General features: G+C 71.5%; 14 protein-coding genes. 2 read left to right on the top strand and 12 right to left on the bottom strand.

What is annotated here, in order from left to right; translation table 11 throughout:
* Window positions 1-39: 39 nt before the first annotated feature.
* The 8 genes from SZ60_RS08015 to SZ60_RS07980 form a co-directional block, all read right to left on the bottom strand.
* Window positions 40-837 carry a CDP-alcohol phosphatidyltransferase family protein gene (locus SZ60_RS08015; RefSeq protein WP_082059964.1) on the bottom strand — a complete coding sequence of 266 codons (798 nt, stop codon included), beginning with the start codon at window positions 835-837 and terminating at the stop codon, window positions 40-42.
* On the bottom strand, window positions 834-2,132 hold the full coding sequence (locus SZ60_RS08010) for a glycosyltransferase family 4 protein (protein ID WP_043594975.1): 1,299 nt from the start codon (window positions 2,130-2,132) through the stop codon (window positions 834-836). The genes SZ60_RS08015 and SZ60_RS08010 overlap by 4 nt, the downstream gene beginning before the upstream one ends.
* Window positions 2,133-2,209: 77 nt before the next feature.
* Window positions 2,210-3,781 (bottom strand): sugar transferase, encoded by a 1,572-nt coding sequence (locus tag SZ60_RS08005; protein WP_082059963.1) that lies wholly within the window; start codon window positions 3,779-3,781, stop codon window positions 2,210-2,212.
* A 697-nt stretch (window positions 3,782-4,478) separates the two neighbouring features.
* Window positions 4,479-5,492 (bottom strand): glycine betaine ABC transporter substrate-binding protein, encoded by a 1,014-nt coding sequence (locus tag SZ60_RS08000; protein WP_043594974.1) that lies wholly within the window; start codon window positions 5,490-5,492, stop codon window positions 4,479-4,481.
* The gene (locus SZ60_RS07995) at window positions 5,489-6,250 is read right to left on the bottom strand and encodes an ABC transporter permease (protein WP_043595080.1); all 762 of its coding nucleotides are present in this window, start codon (window positions 6,248-6,250) and stop codon (window positions 5,489-5,491) included. The genes SZ60_RS08000 and SZ60_RS07995 overlap by 4 nt, the downstream gene beginning before the upstream one ends.
* Window positions 6,251-6,273: 23 nt before the next feature.
* Window positions 6,274-7,536: an ATP-binding cassette domain-containing protein gene (locus SZ60_RS07990; protein ID WP_043594973.1), complete on the bottom strand. Its 1,263-nt coding sequence runs from the start codon at window positions 7,534-7,536 to the stop codon at window positions 6,274-6,276.
* Window positions 7,523-8,173, bottom strand: a complete 651-nt coding sequence (locus tag SZ60_RS07985; RefSeq protein ID WP_231567080.1) for an ABC transporter permease — start codon at window positions 8,171-8,173, stop codon at window positions 7,523-7,525. Before SZ60_RS07985 ends, SZ60_RS07990 begins: the two co-directional genes overlap by 14 nt.
* A 242-nt stretch (window positions 8,174-8,415) precedes the next feature.
* On the bottom strand, window positions 8,416-9,804 hold the full coding sequence (locus tag SZ60_RS07980) for an LLM class flavin-dependent oxidoreductase (RefSeq protein WP_043594971.1): 1,389 nt from the start codon (window positions 9,802-9,804) through the stop codon (window positions 8,416-8,418).
* An 82-nt stretch (window positions 9,805-9,886) separates the two neighbouring features.
* On the opposite strand from SZ60_RS07980, the gene SZ60_RS07975 reads away from it, so the two are divergent.
* On the top strand, window positions 9,887-11,098 hold the full coding sequence (locus SZ60_RS07975) for an MFS transporter (protein ID WP_231567079.1): 1,212 nt from the start codon (window positions 9,887-9,889) through the stop codon (window positions 11,096-11,098).
* Here the strand turns inward: SZ60_RS07975 and SZ60_RS07970 are convergent, their stop codons facing one another.
* Window positions 11,099-12,556 carry an MFS transporter gene (locus SZ60_RS07970; protein WP_043594969.1) on the bottom strand — a complete coding sequence of 486 codons (1,458 nt, stop codon included), beginning with the start codon at window positions 12,554-12,556 and terminating at the stop codon, window positions 11,099-11,101. It lies immediately after the preceding gene.
* Between the two features lie 80 nt (window positions 12,557-12,636).
* Between SZ60_RS07970 and SZ60_RS16425 the strand changes: the two genes are divergently transcribed.
* A complete protein-coding gene (locus tag SZ60_RS16425) occupies window positions 12,637-13,209 on the top strand; it encodes a TetR/AcrR family transcriptional regulator (RefSeq protein WP_052505242.1) in 573 nt (190 codons plus the stop codon).
* A 90-nt stretch (window positions 13,210-13,299) separates the two neighbouring features.
* Here the strand turns inward: SZ60_RS16425 and SZ60_RS07960 are convergent, their stop codons facing one another.
* The 3 genes from SZ60_RS07960 to SZ60_RS07950 form a co-directional block, all read right to left on the bottom strand.
* Window positions 13,300-14,631, bottom strand: coding sequence for an NAD(P)/FAD-dependent oxidoreductase (locus SZ60_RS07960; protein ID WP_043594968.1), 1,332 nt, complete (start codon window positions 14,629-14,631; stop codon window positions 13,300-13,302).
* A 119-nt stretch (window positions 14,632-14,750) separates the two neighbouring features.
* Window positions 14,751-15,038 carry a hypothetical protein gene (locus SZ60_RS07955; protein ID WP_043594967.1) on the bottom strand — a complete coding sequence of 96 codons (288 nt, stop codon included), beginning with the start codon at window positions 15,036-15,038 and terminating at the stop codon, window positions 14,751-14,753.
* 97 nt (window positions 15,039-15,135) lie between these two features.
* Window positions 15,136-16,113 (bottom strand): aldo/keto reductase, encoded by a 978-nt coding sequence (locus SZ60_RS07950; protein WP_043594966.1) that lies wholly within the window; start codon window positions 16,111-16,113, stop codon window positions 15,136-15,138.
* Window positions 16,114-16,123 lie beyond the last annotated feature (10 nt).

Here is a 16,123-nt window from a genome sequence, read left to right as displayed (position 1 = left end):
CACCGACGAGGGCACGTCGGGCAGGTGCGCCCTCGCGGCTCACGGCCTCGACCCGATCGACGGGGGCGTCACGGACTTCAGTTCGCGGAACCACTTCGGCAGGGCGAGGACGAGGTAGCCGGCGTTGGCGACGAGGAGGGCGAGGTAGACCACGGTGAACGCGGGCGGCCAGGCCAACAGGACGAATGCGAGGCACATCAGGCCGTAGTCCGTCGGGACGACCGCCAGGGAGTAGAGCAGCCCTGTACGACGTCCCACGGGCGCGGCGACGCCGGTCCGGGCCGCCTCCGCCCGGCGGAGCTGATCGGTCAGGACGATGGCGAAGAACGCGACCGTCGCCACGACCTGGTACACGAGCGGTGCGGCCAGCAGGGCCTCGCGACCGTCCGGTTCACGCAACCACGACGCGAAGACGGCCAGGTGCAGCACCGCGATCTTGGTCGCGTCGATGACGTGGTCGAGCCACTCGCCCGCGGGGCTGCCGCCACCACGGAGTCGGGCGACCTGCCCGTCGGCCGAGTCGAGCGCGTATCCCACGACGAGGAGCAGGACGACGGCCACGGCCGTGCCGATGCCGGACGGCGCGAGGGCGAGGACGGCGATGCCCGCGAAGGTGCACGCCGCGCTCAGAGCGGTGACCTGGTTCGGCGTCGCACCCAGCGTGTAGGCCACCGCGGCGGCCCAGCGACCGAGGCGGCGGTTGACGAAGCGCGAGTAGGCGGGCGCACCCGTCGACGGCTTCTGGGCCGACGCCAGGGCGGCGAGGGCGGGCCGCACGGCACGGGGCACGGCGGGTCGGGCCGTGGTCGACGCAGAGGTCGTGGTGGTGTCGCTCACGAGGCCACCGCCAGCGAGTCGACGTCGGCCGTGTGCAGTTCGCGCGTGACGACGGCACCGATGCGGCGGCGCATGCGTTCCGGCGTGAACCGCTGCAGGTAGGCCTCGCGGGCGTGGCGCCCGGCGACGGCCAGGGTGGAGACGTCCATCGACGCGAGGATCGCCGTCAGGCCGTCGACGTCGCGACGGTCGAAGAGCCAGCCCGTGCGGCCCTCGTCGACGACCTCCTCCGGACCACCGGAGCGGCTGGCGATGACGGGACGCCCCTGACTGAACGCCTCGAGGGTCACGAGTCCGAACCCCTCGAGGGTGTCGGTCGGCAGGATGACCGCGTCGGCGTCGCGCAGGTAGGGCGACGCGTCGTCGACCTCTCCCACGACGACGACCGTCTCGGGCCGCGAGACGATGGCAGCGACGAGACCCGGCACGTCGACCGAGGAGCCGACGGCCGGGGGGCCGCCCAGGACGACGAGCTGACCGGGGCAGCCCGCCGCGTTCCAGGCGGTGAGCAGCGTCGCGTGGCCCTTGTGGCCGTTCCATCGGCTCGCCACCACGTACTGGGGCTCGCGGCCCTCGGTGCGGTCGCTCGCGGCGATCGACCGGTCCGAGACGCCGTTGTGGACCACGACCGCACGCGAGTCGTCCGAGAGGCCGGACGAGTCGAGCACCGAGCGCGACACGGCGACCAGCGAGGTGCAGGCGCGGGCCAGAGGACGGAGGCCACGACGGTCACCGGCGCTCCAGGGCTCTTGCAGGTGTCCCACGACGCGGCGGACGCCCATGGCCCGGGCGACGGGAGCGACGACGAGACACGCGCTCGTCGCGCAGTAGACGAGGTCGAAGTGGCGTCCGGACAAGCGGAGCGCCGTACGGGCCGCGTCACGGGCCAGGCGGACGAGTCCGAGCGGCCCGAGCCGGGTCCGGCGCAGGATCGGCAGGGGCGTCCGCTCGACGCGTGCGCCGAGTTCGCGCAGCCTCGGACCCAGGGGCCCGACCGCGACGTCGGAGGGCAGCCAGACCGTGACGTCGAGGTCGTCGCGGGCGGCGAGCTCGCCGACCACCTCGAGGACGATCCGGTCCGAGCCGTACATCTCGTCGGACGAGTGCACGAGCAGCACCCGGCTGCGACGCGATCCCCTCCGGCGGCGGGGGAGTTCGGGCAGGTCGACGCCCGCGCGGGCGTCCTCCCGAGTGGCCGGTGCGGCGGTCACCGTCGGTGCGGCGGTCGCCGTCGGTGCGGCGGTCGCCGCCGGTGCGGACTCGCGGTCCCTGTAGTGCCTGATGTCGACGGACATGCTGTCTCCCCTGTCGTCGTGAGCGTGGTCCGGGCCCGTGAACGGCCCGTGGTGGTCTCGGATGCTGCTGGACGGGCTCAATACGCTCCCCGGTGCTCGAAGAGCACGCGGACGGTGCGCCACATGATGACGAAGTCGACCGTCAGCGACCAGTTCTCGACGTAGTAGAGGTCGAGACGGACGCTCTCCTCCCAGCTGAGGTCGCTGCGCCCGTTCACCTGCCACATGCCGGTGAGACCGGGCTTGATGTAGAGACGTCGGTGGACGTGGTCCTCGTACCCCTCGACCTCGCGGGGGAGGGGCGGCCGGGGCCCGACGACGCTCATCTCGCCCCGGACGATGTTCCACAGCTGGGGCAGCTCGTCGAGCGACCAGCGGCGGAGGACACCGCCGACGCGGGTGACTCGGGGGTCGGACTTCATCTTGAAGAGGAGGCCGGCGCCCTCGTCGGCCTGCGTCAGGTCGGCGAGACGGCTCTCGGCGTCGACGACCATCGAACGGAACTTCAGCATCTCGAAGGTGCGCCCGTCCCGGCCGACCCTGCGCTGGCGGAACAACACCGGGCCGGGGCCGTCGAGCCGCACCGCGAGGGCGACCACCGCGAACACCGGCGCGAGGACGACGAGGGCGGCGGACGCCAGCACCAGGTCGGACAGACGTTTGAGGGCGTGCCGCGGGCCGTCGAACTGCGGCAGCTCGACGTGCATCAGGGGAAGACCCTCGACCGGACGGTAGTGGATGCGCGGCCCGGCGACGTTCGTCAGTCGCGAGGCGATGACGAGCTCCGTCGCGCGTCCCTCCAGCGACCATCCGAGGTCGCGGAGGTACTCGCGGCCACGACCGGGTTCGCCGGCGACGATCACGCTCTCGGCGCCCAGACGCCAGACCGCACGGGGGACCCCGTCGAGGTCGGCCACCACGGGGACGACGCGACCTCCGACGACGATGCCCCGCGGGTCGGCGTCCGGGACGGCGGCCCCGACGACGTCGTACACGGCACCGCTCGTCTTGTCGATGCGACGGACGACGTCCGCGATGTCGTCGCGAGACCCCACGACGACCGCCCTCGAGAGGTAGTGACCTTTCGCACGCTGACGCTCGAGCCAACGCCGCATCGTCCACCGGCCGACGACCAGGCCGGCCCCGCCGACGGGCAGCGCCACGAGGAAGTAGCCCTCGCCACCGATGTGACCGACCGACGCGAACCCGATCGCCACGACGGCGAACGCCCAGACGCTGGCCGTGAGGAGGCGCTTGTACTCGACGACGCCGCTGCCGACGACTGCGAGGTCGCGGGTGCGGTGCAGCGTCAGGCACAGGGTCCAGACCAGTCCCACGACGACGGGCAGCACGGGCGAGCCGACCGACTCGACGAGGGTGGTCGCGTCCGAGCCCCGACCGGCGGCGATGGCCCTCGCGGCGTCCACCGCGACGGCACCGACGATGCTCAGGGTCAGGACGACGGTGTCGACGAGGCGGAGGCGGCGCCGGTAGCGGCGAGCCCAGGCCGCGCCGGACTCGGCGTCGTGTGTCGCGGCGGGGGAGGCGAGGGAAGCCTCCGACTCGGGCAGGTCGAACGGGGGGTCGATCCGTCGGGGTGACGACGGTCCGACCAGGACTGAGCGGAGTTCGCTCTGCGTGCTGGACATCGGGTCTCGGGTTCGGGTAGGCGACGGCACGCCCACGTCGGTGGTGACGACGGGGCGGTGGCGGGCGGTCGATCGAGATTCGGGTTCGATCGACCGCCCAGGCGTCGCGCCGCGGCACGGACGTCACGAGGGTGCGCGACGGCGGCCGGGGCGGCGACGGGCGCGCCGGGCAGCGGGTCTGCTCGGCGCACGATTCGGGTCGGTGCGGTGATGTGGGAGCACGAGCTCCCGGGGAGAGGGTCGGGTTTCTCGGGTTCCTGGTGATTTCGGGTCGACCAGGAGGATGCTGTGACTCTAGTTCGGGGGGCACCCGACGCAGGAGCCCATCGAGACCCCCCGTTCGGGGGCGGTCGTGTCCCCCCTGTTGCCGACACCCGAACGGGTGACTCCCGACCCCCGTCGTGTCACCCGTGCGGGGGTGACAAGGAGCCGTGAAACGGGCCGGTGCGGCGTGTCCCTCCGAAGGCAGGACGCGAGCATCCGGTCACCCTCTGCAAAATACCTGATCAGAGGCCTGATCACACCTACCAACGGATGCTCGACACGCGAACGAGGACGGCGTTCACCATCACGACACGTGTCGTTCATCCGACCTCGTCCCCCTCTCGGAGGACACCGGTGGGGTACAGACGGACAGCGCCCCCCGACCGACCGGTCGAGGGGCGCATCACCCGTCACAATCACCCTCGCCCGCGTGTCACGGACGGGTGACGAATCCTTGCTCGACCATCCAGTCGAAGGCCACGTCGGCCGGCTCCTGGCCCTCGACGTCGACCGCCAGGTTGAGGCGGCGCATCTCGGTGTCGGTGAGGGCGGGTGAGATCTCGTCGTACACCTCGGCCAGCTGCGGGTACTCCTCGAGCGTGGCCGTCGAGAGCACCGGTGCGGCGTTGTAGGCGGGGAAGAACCCGCGGTCGTCCTCGAGCACGTCGAGGTCGAGCGAGTCGATCCGACCGTCGGTCGTGAAGACCTCGCCGAAGTTGCAGCTGCCCCGGTCCGTCGCGGTGTAGACCGTGCCCGTGTCGAGGATGCTGACGTTGCTCGTCGGCACGCCGTCCGCGGCCCCGAGTTCGAGCCCGTAGGCCGCGAGCATGGGGGCGAAGCCGTCGGCCCGAGAGTTGAACTCTGCCTCGACGCAGAAGGTGCGCTGGTCGACGGGCAGGTCGGCGATCTGTGAGAGCGACGTGATGTCGCCCAACTCGGGCGCGGCCTCGGCCCGGACGGCCATGGCGTAGGTGTTGTTGAGGGGCGCGGGCTCGAGCCAGGTCAGTCCGTTGTCGGCGTCCGCGTCGCGAACGGCCTCGTACTGCTCCTGCTGGTCGGGGATGCCCTCCGCCTCGGCGAGGTAGGTCAGCCAGGCGGTGCCGGTGTACTCGTAGGTCATGTCGGCCGTGCCGTCGAGCATCAGCTGTCGCACCGCCACCGACCCCGGCACGTTCGTCATGTCGGTCACCTCGAAGCCCGCGGCCTGGGCGGCCAGCACCGCGATCTTGCCGAGGATCAGTTGCTCGGTGAAGTTCTTCGCCGTCACGGTGATGGCCGCGTCGTCGGGCAGCCCCTCGATGGCGCGGATCGAGCCGGGCGCCACCGCGGGCACGAAGGCCGTCGCCGGTTGCAGACCGCACCCGGTCAGCGCCACCGTCGCCGCGGCGACGACGGCGAGGCACGAGGAGGCGCGGCGCAGCCGGCGGGGGAGGCGGGAGGTGGTCATGCGCGGAGTCCCTTCGGACGGGCGACGTACTCGACGACACGACCCAGCCAGTCGATCATGAGAGCGAGCAGAGCGATGAGCAGGGCCCCGGAGACGAGGACCCGGGGCAGGAAGAGGTTGACCCCGGTGGTGATCAGGAGGCCCAGGCCGCCGGCGCCGATGAACGTGGCGAGGGCCGCCGACCCGACGAGCAGCACGAGGGCCGTGCGGATGCCCGAGAGCATCACGGGGACGGCCAGCGGCAGCTCGACCTTGAGCAGGACCGCGGACGCGCTCATGCCCATGCCTCGACCGGCCTCGACGAGGCGGGCGTCGACGCTCTGCAGCCCGATCATGGTGTTGCGCAGCACCGGCAGCACCGCGTACAGCACGAGCGCGACGACGGCCGCCCAGAAGGTGAAGCCGAGCCAGAACGCGAGCAGCACGATCAGACCGATGGCCGGAGCGGCCTGCCCGAAGTTCGCGACGACGAGCACGGGTCCGCTGATGCGGACGAACGGGCGCCGGGTGAGCAGCACCCCGAGCGGGATGGCCAGCACGAGCACGATCGCGGCCGACACGAACGTCAGGGCGAGGTGCTCGCCCGTGTAGGCCAACAGGTCGGAGGGGTTGAGCGTGGTGCGTTCGGCCGTCGTGAGGTCGGCCGTGGTCAGCCAGACGACGAACGCCGCGAACACGGCGAGCACGGCCACGGGTTGCACGAGCAGTCCGAGCCACGCCGGGCGGGGCCCACGCCGACCGGACGAGCGCCCGTCGATCGAGGCCGGAGCGGCCGAGGCGGTCACGCCGCGTCCTCGTCGTCCGCGGGGGCCCCCGGCACGATGTCGAAGGAGCCCGTGTTCGTCCCCACCGGCGCGTCGTGTTGGGCCTCCGCCGCCGATGCGCGCGCCCGGGTGATGGCCTCCATCACGACCTCGACCGTGATGACGCCGATGAATGCGTCGCGTCGGCCCGTGACCAGTGCGGCGCCCGCACTCGAGACCAGCATGGTGTCCAGTGCGTCGTTGAGGGTGGCGCCGCTGCCGATGACGGGCAGGTCGGCGTCGGGTGTCGACCCCAGCACGCCGAGCCGGCCGAGCTGGCGGCGTGAGGGCCACGAGACGGGTCGTTCCCGGTCGTCGACGACGACCGCGTGGCCGTGGCCGGCGGCCTCGACCCGGGCGAGGACGTCGGCGGCGGACTCGCCCGAGCGGGCGACGACGGCCTCGGCGAGGTCGACGTCGCGCACGCGCGTCAACGTCAGTTGCTTGAGGCCGGCCCCCGACCCGATGAAGTTCTCGACGAACTCGTTCGCGGGCTCGGCGAGGATGCGCTCCGGGGTGTCGTACTGCACGATGTGCGCGCCCTCGGAGAAGATGACGATCCAGTCGCCGAGCTTCACGGCCTCGTCGAAGTCGTGGGTGACGATGACGATGGTCTTCTGCAGCTCGTGCTGGATGTTGATCAGCTCGTCCTGCAGGCGTTGGCGGGTGATGGGGTCGACGGCACCGAAGGGCTCGTCCATCAGCAGCACGGGCGGATCGGCCGCCAGTGCCCGCGCGACGCCGACCCGCTGCTGCTGACCACCCGAGAGCTCGCGCGGGTAGCGGTCGCGGTACGTGGCCGGATCGAGCGACACGAGTTCGAGCAGCTCGTCGACGCGGGCCGAGATGCGCTCCTTCGACCAGCCGAGCATCTTCGGCACGATCGCGATGTTCGCCGCGACGCTCATGTGCGGGAACAGCCCGCCGGCCTGGATCACGTAGCCGATGCGACGGCGCAGCTCGTCGCCGTCGATGGAGGTGACGTCGTCGTCGCCCAGGACGATGCGGCCCTCGGACGGCTCGATCAGCCGGTTGATCATCTTCAGGGTCGTGGTCTTGCCACAGCCGGAGGGCCCGACGAGCATGACGATCTTGCCCGCAGGGATCTCGAGGGTGATGCCGTCGACCGCCGGCTTCGCCTGGCCGGGGTACCGCTTGGTGACCTGGTCGAGGGTGATGCTGCGGCCCGAGACCTCGTCCGAGGGGGACGAGGAGGCGCGGGTGGGGTCAGTTCTGGACACGGATGCCTCTCGAGACGGTAAGGCGGCCGAGGCCGACGAGGAGGAGGTCGAGGACGAGGGCGAGCAGGACGACGCCCACCACGCCCGTGACCACGGAGGCGAGCGCGTTCGCCCCGCCGAGTCGGGACAGGCCCGAGAAGATGAAGCCGCCGAGGCCGGGCCCCAGCGCGTACGCCGCCACCGCGGCGATGCCCATGACCATCTGGGCGCTCACGCGGATGCCCGTGAGGATGATGGGCCACGCGAGGGGCATCTGGACGGTCGCGAGGGTGCGGAACCTGCCCATGCCGATGCCCCGCGCCGACTCGATGATGGAGCCGTCGACCTCGTGGAGCCCGACGACGGCGTTCCGCAAGATCGGCAAGGCGGCGAAGAACGTCACGACGATGACCGACGGCGCGACGCCGAAGCCCGCGAAGGGGATCAGCAGGCCGACGAGCGCGAAGGACGGGAGGGTCAGCCCGACCGCGGAGACGCCGTTCGCCAGGGCGTAGAGCTTGGGGCTGCGGTGCACGAGGGCGGCGAGCCCGACCGAGATGAGCACGGCCAGGACGAGGCACTGCACCACGAGGGAGAAGTGCTGCCAGGAGGCGAACCAGATCTGGCTCCACCGGTCCACCACGAAATCCCACGCCAAGCAGACCATCTCCTCTGAGCAACGACCATCAGTCCGAATCGTCGCTTCCCCGAGAGGCGACCGACGCCCACACTAACCACGGCCCCGACGCCGCGTCATGTCGCCGACCACCCTTCCGGGAGCCCGAGAGTCGCCTGCCGTTATGAAATCCGACGGACGAAAGCCCTGATGGGAACGGCGTGTCGACTTTCGCCGACACGCCGTTGTAACGATCCTAAGATCCTCGCCCCGCAGGGCCTCCGTCAGTCGACGCGGGCTCCGGTCGAGACCTTGTACCGCGCCCCGTGGTGCTCGTCCGGCAGCCGGTCTCCGCGCCCGAACAGCTTCTGCCGCAGCGTGCCCGGTTCGTACCCGGTGGGATAGACGCCCCGGGCCTGGAGCACGGGGATGACGTGCTCGACGACGTCCTCGAACGTGCCGGGAGTGATCGCGTAGGCGAGGTTGAACCCGTCGACGTCGGTCTCGTCGACCCACTCCTGCAACTGGTCGGCGATCTCCTCGCCGGACCCGACGATGCGGGGTCCGAGGCCGCCGATCCCCGCCGCCTCGGCGATGTCGCGGATCGTCCACTCCTTTCCCGTGTCGCCCTCCTGCGCCTGGAAGTTCGCGAGTGCCGACTGGATGGCGTTGCTCTCGACGTCACCCACGGGGTCGTCGAGCGAGTAGGTCGACAGGTCGACGCCCATCCAGCCCGACATCAGCGTCAGGGCCCCTTCGTGGGAGGCGTAGCGCCGGTACTCGTCGTGCTTGGCCCGGGCCGCCTCGGGGGTGGCGTCGGTGATGATGGTCAGCAACGTGTAGATGCGCGCCGAGTAGCGGTCGCGGCCCGCGGCCTCGAGGGCGTCCCGGATCTTGCCGACCGTCGCGGCCAGGCGTTCCTTGGTCGGGGCGGCCACGAAGATCGACTCGGCGTTGCCGGCGGCGAAGCGGATGCCCCGCGGCGAGGCACCCGCCTGGTAGATCACGGGCGTGCGTTGAGGGCTGGGCTCGGCGATGTGGATGCCGGGCACCTTGTAGTACGTGCCGTCGTGGCCGATCTCATGGACCTTCGTCGGGTCCGTGAAGACGCCCGACTCGCGATCGCGCACGACGGCGTCGTCCTCCCACGACCCCTCCCACAGCTTGTACAGGACCTCGAGGTACTCGTCCGCCTGGTCGTAGCGGGTGTCGTGGTCGAGCTGGTCGTCGGCCCCCATGTTGCGGGCGGCGCTCGGCAGGTAGCCGGTGACGACGTTCCAGCCGACCCGCCCCTCCGTCAGGTGGTCGAGCGTCGACATGCGCCGGGCGAACGGGTAGGGGTGCTCGTAGGCCGTGCCGGCCGTGATGCCGAAGCCGAGGTGCTCGGTCGCGGCGGCCATGGCCGAGACGAGCAGCACCGGGTCGCCGACCGGGGTCTGGGTGCCGTTGCGCAGGGCCGCGTCGTGGTTGCCGCCGTAGACGTCGTAGGTGCCCAGCACGTCGGCGATGAAGAGCCCGTCGAAGACGCCCTTCTCGAGGAGGCGCGCAAGGGAGGTCCAGTAGCTCAGCTTCGTGTAGTCGGCCGAGCGGTCGTCGGGGTGCCGCCAGAGACCGGGGGACTGGTGCCCCACGCAGTTCATGTCGAAGGCGTTGAACCGGATTCGTCGAGTCATGAGGCCATCCTCACGACCCGGGCTCGTGCTGTCGTCCGTGCTGACACACGACGTCACACTCCACGCCCCGTAGCCTGTGTCGGTGCTCCCGTTCCGCCCCCGCGTCGCCGACGTCGACCGCCCCCGTCTCACCCGCGACGTCTACGTCCTCGGCGTGATCGCCTTCTTCGTCATGGTCGGCTTCGGCGTGGTCGTCCCCGTCCTGCCGGTCTACGCCCGCAGCTTCGGCGTCGACCACGCCCTGGTGGGCGCCGTCCTCTCGGCCTTCGCCCTCATGCGCCTCGTGGCGAGCCCGTTCGTGGGGCGACTCATCGACCTGATGGGCGAGCGGGTCGTGCTCTCGGTGGGCATCGGCATCGTGGCACTGTCGAGCGGTCTCGCCGGGCTCGCCCAGACCTACCCGCAACTCCTCCTGCTCCGGGGCGCGGGCGGCATCGGCTCGGCCATGTTCAGCATCGCGGCGATGACGTTGCTGCTCGGCGCCACCGATCCGTCGCTCCGGGCCCGGGCCGTCGGCTTCTACCAGGGCGGGTTCCTCGTCGGCGGGATGGCCGGGCCGGCCCTCGGCGGACTGCTCGCCACCGTCTCGTTGACGGCGCCGTTCTTCTTCTACGCGGGCACGCTCGCCGTGGCCGGCCTGGTCGGCGTCGTGCTCTTGCGCCGGGCACCGCAGCACTCCTCGACGATCGTCACCGCGCCTCCGGTGCCCCTCGGGGTCGTGCTGCGCGACGTGCGGTTCCGGACCGCGTGCGTGGCCAACTTCGCGCAGGGCTGGTCGTCGCTGGGGGTGCGCAGCGCCCTCGTCCCCGTCCTCGTGGTCGAGGTCCTGCGCGGTCCGACGGCGTGGACGGGCCTGCTCTTCGCCGCGTCGGCGGTGGCCCAGACCCTCGCGCTGGCACCGGCCGCGCGCTTCGTCGACACCGTCGGCCGTCGACCGGCCGTGATCGGTGCGTTCGCGGTGGCCGCCGTGACCCTGTTCGCGGTGTCGCTCGCGTCGGACGTCTGGACCCTCGGCGCCCTGCTCTGCGTCTACGGCGTGGCGACGGCGTTCATGGGCACCGCGCCGGCAGCGCTCGTCGGCGACGCCGCGGGCGCCCGGGGCGGTCGTCCGGTCGCGATCTTCTCGATGTGCTCCGACGTCGGGGCGATCGCCGGACCGCTCGTCGCCGGCCTGCTCGTCGACACGGTCTCGTACCCCGCGGCGTTCGGAGTCGCGGCCGTCCTGCTGGCCGTGGCGGCCGGGGCGGCGATCCGCCTGCCCCGGACCGCCGCCGGCACGCCCACCCCGGCCTGATCAGCCGAGGTGCACGGGCGCCTCGGTGGGCAGCAGGTCCTCCTTGCGGCCGCGGATGAGGAAGAACGAGATCGGCGCCGCGAGCAGCATGGCGATCGCGGCGGCCAGGAACGCCACCGAGTAGCCGTCGACCAGCGCACCGAGCGGCCCGCCCACCGTCGACGTCGAGGACGCGACGGCACCGGCGTAGAGGTTCGTGAACACGGCGAGACCGATCGATCCGCCGATCTGCATCATGGCGTTCGAGGTCGCGCTGGCGGCACCGGCGTCGTGCGGCGCGACCCTGCTGAGCGCCAGGTTCTGCATGGGCACGAAGACGCCGGCGAGGCCGACGCCCATGACGAGCAGGGCCGGCAGCACCTGGACGGCGTACGAGCCGTCGGCCGTGATCTGCGTGGCGAGCCAGAGCAACCCCGCCCCGGCGACGAGCGGCCCGACGATCATCATCGGGCGAGGGCCGACGACCGGCAGCAGCTTCGTGAGCAGGGGAGCGCAGACCATGATGACCAGCGTCATCGGCAGGCTGGCGAGCCCCGCCTCGAGCGGACCGAAGCCGAGGACGATCTGCAGGTGGAAGGTCAGGTACAGCAGGGCGCCGATCATGACGCTGCCGACAATCAGCTGCACCAGGAAGGCCCCGCCCCGCACGCGGTCGGCGAGCACGCGCATCGGCAGCAGCGGATGGTCGCTCCGTCGCTCGACGACGACGAACAGGGCGAGCAGGCCGGCCCCCAGGGCGATGAAGCCGATGACGACGACCGACCCCCAGCCGTCCTCGGCCCGGGTGAAGCCGTAGACGAGGCTGGCGAGGCCGGCGGCGACGACGATCGTCCCGACGACGTCGAGGCGGTTGCGACCCTCGGCCCGGCTCTCGCTCACCACGAAGGCGGCGGCGACGATGGCGACGAGCACGATGGGCACGTTGACGAGCAGGCACCAGCGCCAGCTGACGAACTCGGTCAGCACCCCGCCGAGCACGAGTCCGACGGCCGCACCCGCGCCCGAGATGGCACCGAAGACCGCGAAGGCGGTGTTCCGGTCACGTCCCGACGCGAAGGTGGTGGTGAGCACGGCGAGGGCCGCGGGGGCGAGCAGGGCGGCGAAGACGCCCTGCAGGCCACGGGCGAGGATCAGCTCGCCGCCGGTCTGCACGAGTCCGCCGAACGCCGAGGCGGCGCCGAATCCGACCATCCCGACGATGAAGGTGCGCTTGCGCCCCCAGAAGTCGGCGATCCGACCACCGAGCAGCAGCAGCGCGCCGAAGGCGAGCGCGTAGGCCGTCACGACCCACTGGCGGTTCTCGTCGCTGAGGCCGAGGTCGGCCTGGGCGTCGGGCAGGGCGATGTTGACGATGGTGCCGTCGAGGACGACGACGAGTTGCGCGAGGGCGACGATGACGAGCACCCACCAGCGGCGCGACGAACGCGTCTCGGTGGGGGCGGGGGCGACGGTGGTCACTGCGGTACCTGTTTCTCTGGGGGACGACGGACCACCCTACCTACTAGTTGGTTGGTTCGTAAGTCGGCTACGGTGATCCGATGCGAACCGATGCCGCCGAGACCCGTCGAGCCATCCTCGAGGCCGCGACGGCGGAGTTCTCGCGACACGGGTTGGCCGGGGCGCGCGTCGACCGCATCGCCGCCGAGGCAGGCTGCAGCAAAGAGCGTCTCTACGCGAACTTCGGTGACAAACGATCGCTCTTCACGACCGTCCTGAACGGCACGTTCGAGACCATGGGGGACGCCGCGTCCCGCCCCGCCGCGAGCGTCGAGGAGTTCGCCCTGGCCGTCTTCGACCACATGCAGGCCCACCCCGACCACAACCGGCTCCTCGCCTGGGCCCGGCTCGAGGGCGAGCACGACTGGGAGTCCTCGGTGCCCACCCTGCGCTCGGTCCAGGACGCCGCCCTGTCACAGCTCGACCGTCTTCGCGGCGACCCCGCCGTGACGGTGTCCTGGAGCAGCGACGACATCTTCGCCCTCGTCATGTCGCTCGCCTGCGCCTGGCAGAACCTGCCCGGTCTCGGCGAGGCGCACCCGGGTGTCGTCCTCGACCCCGCCCTCCAGCGCGAGATCGTACGCGAGGCCGTGCGGCGACTCACCACCGCCTGAGCCGGGCGCCGGGCCGCTCGACCGCACCGACGACGAGGGAGGCGCGCCCCGGTCACCCGGGACGCGCCTCCTTCTGTCGGTCGCTCGCGTCTACTTCTTCGCGTCGACCTTGGGCGTGACCTTGAGGAAGCCCGCACGCGGGTCGCCGAGGCCGACCAGCGGAGTCGTGTCGCGGCCGCCGACGAAGTTCGTCACCCAGCCGGACAGGATGCGGAACTTGCGGTTGAGCGTCGGCATCGCGTACAGGTGGTAGCCGCGGTGGGCCATCCAGGCCGGCACGTTCTTGAGCTGCAGGCCGAACATGCTGGCCGCACCCTTGCCGATGCCGTAGCTCGCCACGGTGCCGAGCGACTCGTGGCGGTACTCCTTGACGGGCTCGCCCGAGAGGGTGGCGATGACGTTGTCGGCCACGGTGACCGCCTGACGCACGGCGTTCTGCGCGTTCGGCGGGTAGTAGGCGGGCTGCTTCTCGGAGAGGAGGTCGGGGACCTGCGCCCCGTCGCCGAGAGCCCAGACGCCGTCCAGCTTCTGGCCGTCCTCGGTCTGCACCTGCAGCGTCGCGCTGACGTTGACGTGTCCCTTCGGGCCGAGGGGCAGGCCCATGTCGCCCAGCACGGGGTTCGGCTTGACGCCGGCCGTCCAGACGATCGTGCCCGCGGGGATGGTCTCGCCGTCGCTCAGCACGACGTCGCCGTCGACGCACGAGGGCATCGTCGTCTTGAGGCGGATGTCGATGCCGCGACCGCGCAACTGGCCGAGTGTCCACTTCGAGAGCTCGGGGCCGACCTCGGGAGCGACGCGGTCGAGGGCCTCGACGAGCACGAAGCGCAGTTCGTCGCGGGACAGGTTCGGGAACGTGTCGACGGCCGAGTTCGCGGCGTCGGACAACTCGGCGAGGGCCTCGACGCCGGTGTAGCCGCCGCCGACGAAGACGACGGTCAGGAGCTTGCGTCGGACGGCCGGGTCCTTGACGCTGGCCGCCTCGGCGATGTTGCCGAGGATGCGGTCACGGACGTACTGCGCCTCTTCGACGCTCTTGAAGCCGACGCCGTTCTCGGCGAGCCCCGGGGTCGGGAAGGTGCGGGTGACGGCGCCGAGGGCGACGACCAGCTGGTCGTAGGCGATGTCGGTCGACTCGCCGTCCGCGCTGGTGACGGTGACCTTCTTGGCCTCGCTGTCGAGCCCGGTGACGGACGCCTCGACGACCTTCGTGCGCTTCAGCGTCTTGCGCAGCGGCACGGTGACGTCGCGCGCCGCGATGTGGCCACCGGCGACCTCGGGCAAGAACGGCTGGTAGGTGAAGTACGGGGCCTGGTCGACGAGGGTGATGCTCGCCGCCTGGGGTGGGTGTCGCTTCTGCAGTTCGAGTGCAGTGGTGAGCCCGGCGGAACCGCCGCCGAGAATTACGATTCGCTTGGTCATGTATGTGTTCCTCCCTCAGACGACCGTACCCCCGGGGCCGCCTGCCGGAACGCCACACGCCGAACGGCCCGGCACCCCTGAGAGCCGGGCCGGGCACGGCCACGCGTCGGACGGTGCGGTCAGCGGCCGCCGTCGAGGTCGCTCTGCGTGAACGACCCGTCCGGTTCGCCGTCGTGGGGTCCGCCGTCGGCGGCCGGCTCGTCCGGGACCTGCGCGTCGACGTACGACCCGTCGCCCTCGCTCGTGCCGGCTTCTTCGGTGTAGGTGCCGTCGGCCTCGCCGTCGTGCGGCCCACGCGTGCGGGCGCCGCCGTCGAGGTCGTCGTCGACGTACGAGCCGTCCTCGCCCGAGGTGGGTCCGCCGGTGCTCGGCCGGTCGTGCTCGTGGTGGTTGGCGTCGCTGCCCATGGGTGCTGCCCTTCGTCGAGGTCGGTCGGCGTCGTCGCCGCCCGTGCGGCTCACCTTAGACCGACGCGGCCACGGCCGACCGAGCGGAGCGACGGCGTCAGAACCCCTCGTTCTCGCGGGTCACGTAGGGCGACTCGAGCGCGTCCAGCTCGTCGTCCGTGAGCCACAGGTCGACCGAGGCCACGGCGTCGTCGAGGTGCTGCATCTTCGTGGCCCCGACGATCGGCGAGGTGACCGCGTCCTGCTGCCGCACCCAGGCCAGCGCGACCTGTGCGCGCGAGACGCCCCGCGCCTCCGCGACGTCGGCGACGGCCTGCGCGACGGCCCGGTCGCCGTCCTCGCGCTGCTTGTAGAGCGTCTGACCGAAGCGGTCGGTCTCGGTCCGGACCGTGGTGGCGTCCCAGTCGCGGGTCAGCTTCCCGCGGGCCAGGGGAGACCACGGCAGCACACCGACGCCCTGGTCGAGGCAGTAGGGGTGCATCTCACGTTCTTCCTCGCGTTGGATCAGGCTGTACTGGTCCTGCATCGAGACGAAACGCGTCCAGCCCCCGAGGTCGGCCGCGTGCTGCATCGAGGCGAACTGCCAGGCCCACATGCTCGAGGCGCCGATGTAGCGGGCCTTGCCGGCCTTGACGACGTCGTGGAGCGCCTCCATCGTCTCCTCCACGGGCACCTCGGGGTCGAAGCGGTGGATCTGGTACAGGTCGACGTAGTCGGTGCCGAGCCGGCGCAGGCTGTCGTCGATCGCGCTCATGACGTGCCCCCGGCTGAGCCCGGCCCCGTTCGGGCCGGGACGCATGCGGCCGTGCACCTTGGTCGCCAGGACGACCTCCTCGCGGGTCGCGAAGTCCCGCAGGGCCCGCCCGACGATCTCCTCGCTGGTGCCGTCCGAGTAGACGTCGGCGGTGTCGAAGGTCGTGATGCCGAGCTCGAGCGCCCGGGCGATGAACGGGCGGCTCTCGTCCTCGGGCAGGCTCCACTCGTGCGTGCCGCGGTCGGGCACGCCGTAGCTCATGCAGCCGAGGGTCACCGCCGAGACGGTCAAGCCGCTCGTGCCCAGTCGTGCGTACTCCATGTGTGGTCCC

The sequence above is a fragment of the Frigoribacterium sp. MEB024 genome (assembly GCF_000878135.1).
Taxonomy (GTDB): domain Bacteria; phylum Actinomycetota; class Actinomycetes; order Actinomycetales; family Microbacteriaceae; genus Frigoribacterium.
This window is presented reverse-complemented; position numbering and strand designations above follow the sequence as displayed.

What these genes read in the sequence shown, in the direction of transcription:
- SZ60_RS08010 (WP_043594975.1), bottom strand. Translation starts at nt 2,132, where the DNA reads ATGTCCGTCGACATCAGGCACTACAGGGACCGCGAGTCCGCACCGGCG.
- SZ60_RS08005 (WP_082059963.1), bottom strand. Translation starts at nt 3,781, where the DNA reads ATGTCCAGCACGCAGAGCGAACTCCGCTCAGTCCTGGTCGGACCGTCG.
- SZ60_RS07960 (WP_043594968.1), bottom strand. Translation starts at nt 14,631, where the DNA reads ATGACCAAGCGAATCGTAATTCTCGGCGGCGGTTCCGCCGGGCTCACC.
- SZ60_RS07950 (WP_043594966.1), bottom strand. Translation starts at nt 16,113, where the DNA reads ATGGAGTACGCACGACTGGGCACGAGCGGCTTGACCGTCTCGGCGGTG.
- SZ60_RS07980 (WP_043594971.1), bottom strand. Translation starts at nt 9,804, where the DNA reads ATGACTCGACGAATCCGGTTCAACGCCTTCGACATGAACTGCGTGGGG.
- SZ60_RS16425 (WP_052505242.1), top strand. Translation starts at nt 12,637, where the DNA reads ATGCGAACCGATGCCGCCGAGACCCGTCGAGCCATCCTCGAGGCCGCG.
- SZ60_RS08000 (WP_043594974.1), bottom strand. Translation starts at nt 5,492, where the DNA reads ATGACCACCTCCCGCCTCCCCCGCCGGCTGCGCCGCGCCTCCTCGTGC.
- SZ60_RS07955 (WP_043594967.1), bottom strand. Translation starts at nt 15,038, where the DNA reads ATGGGCAGCGACGCCAACCACCACGAGCACGACCGGCCGAGCACCGGC.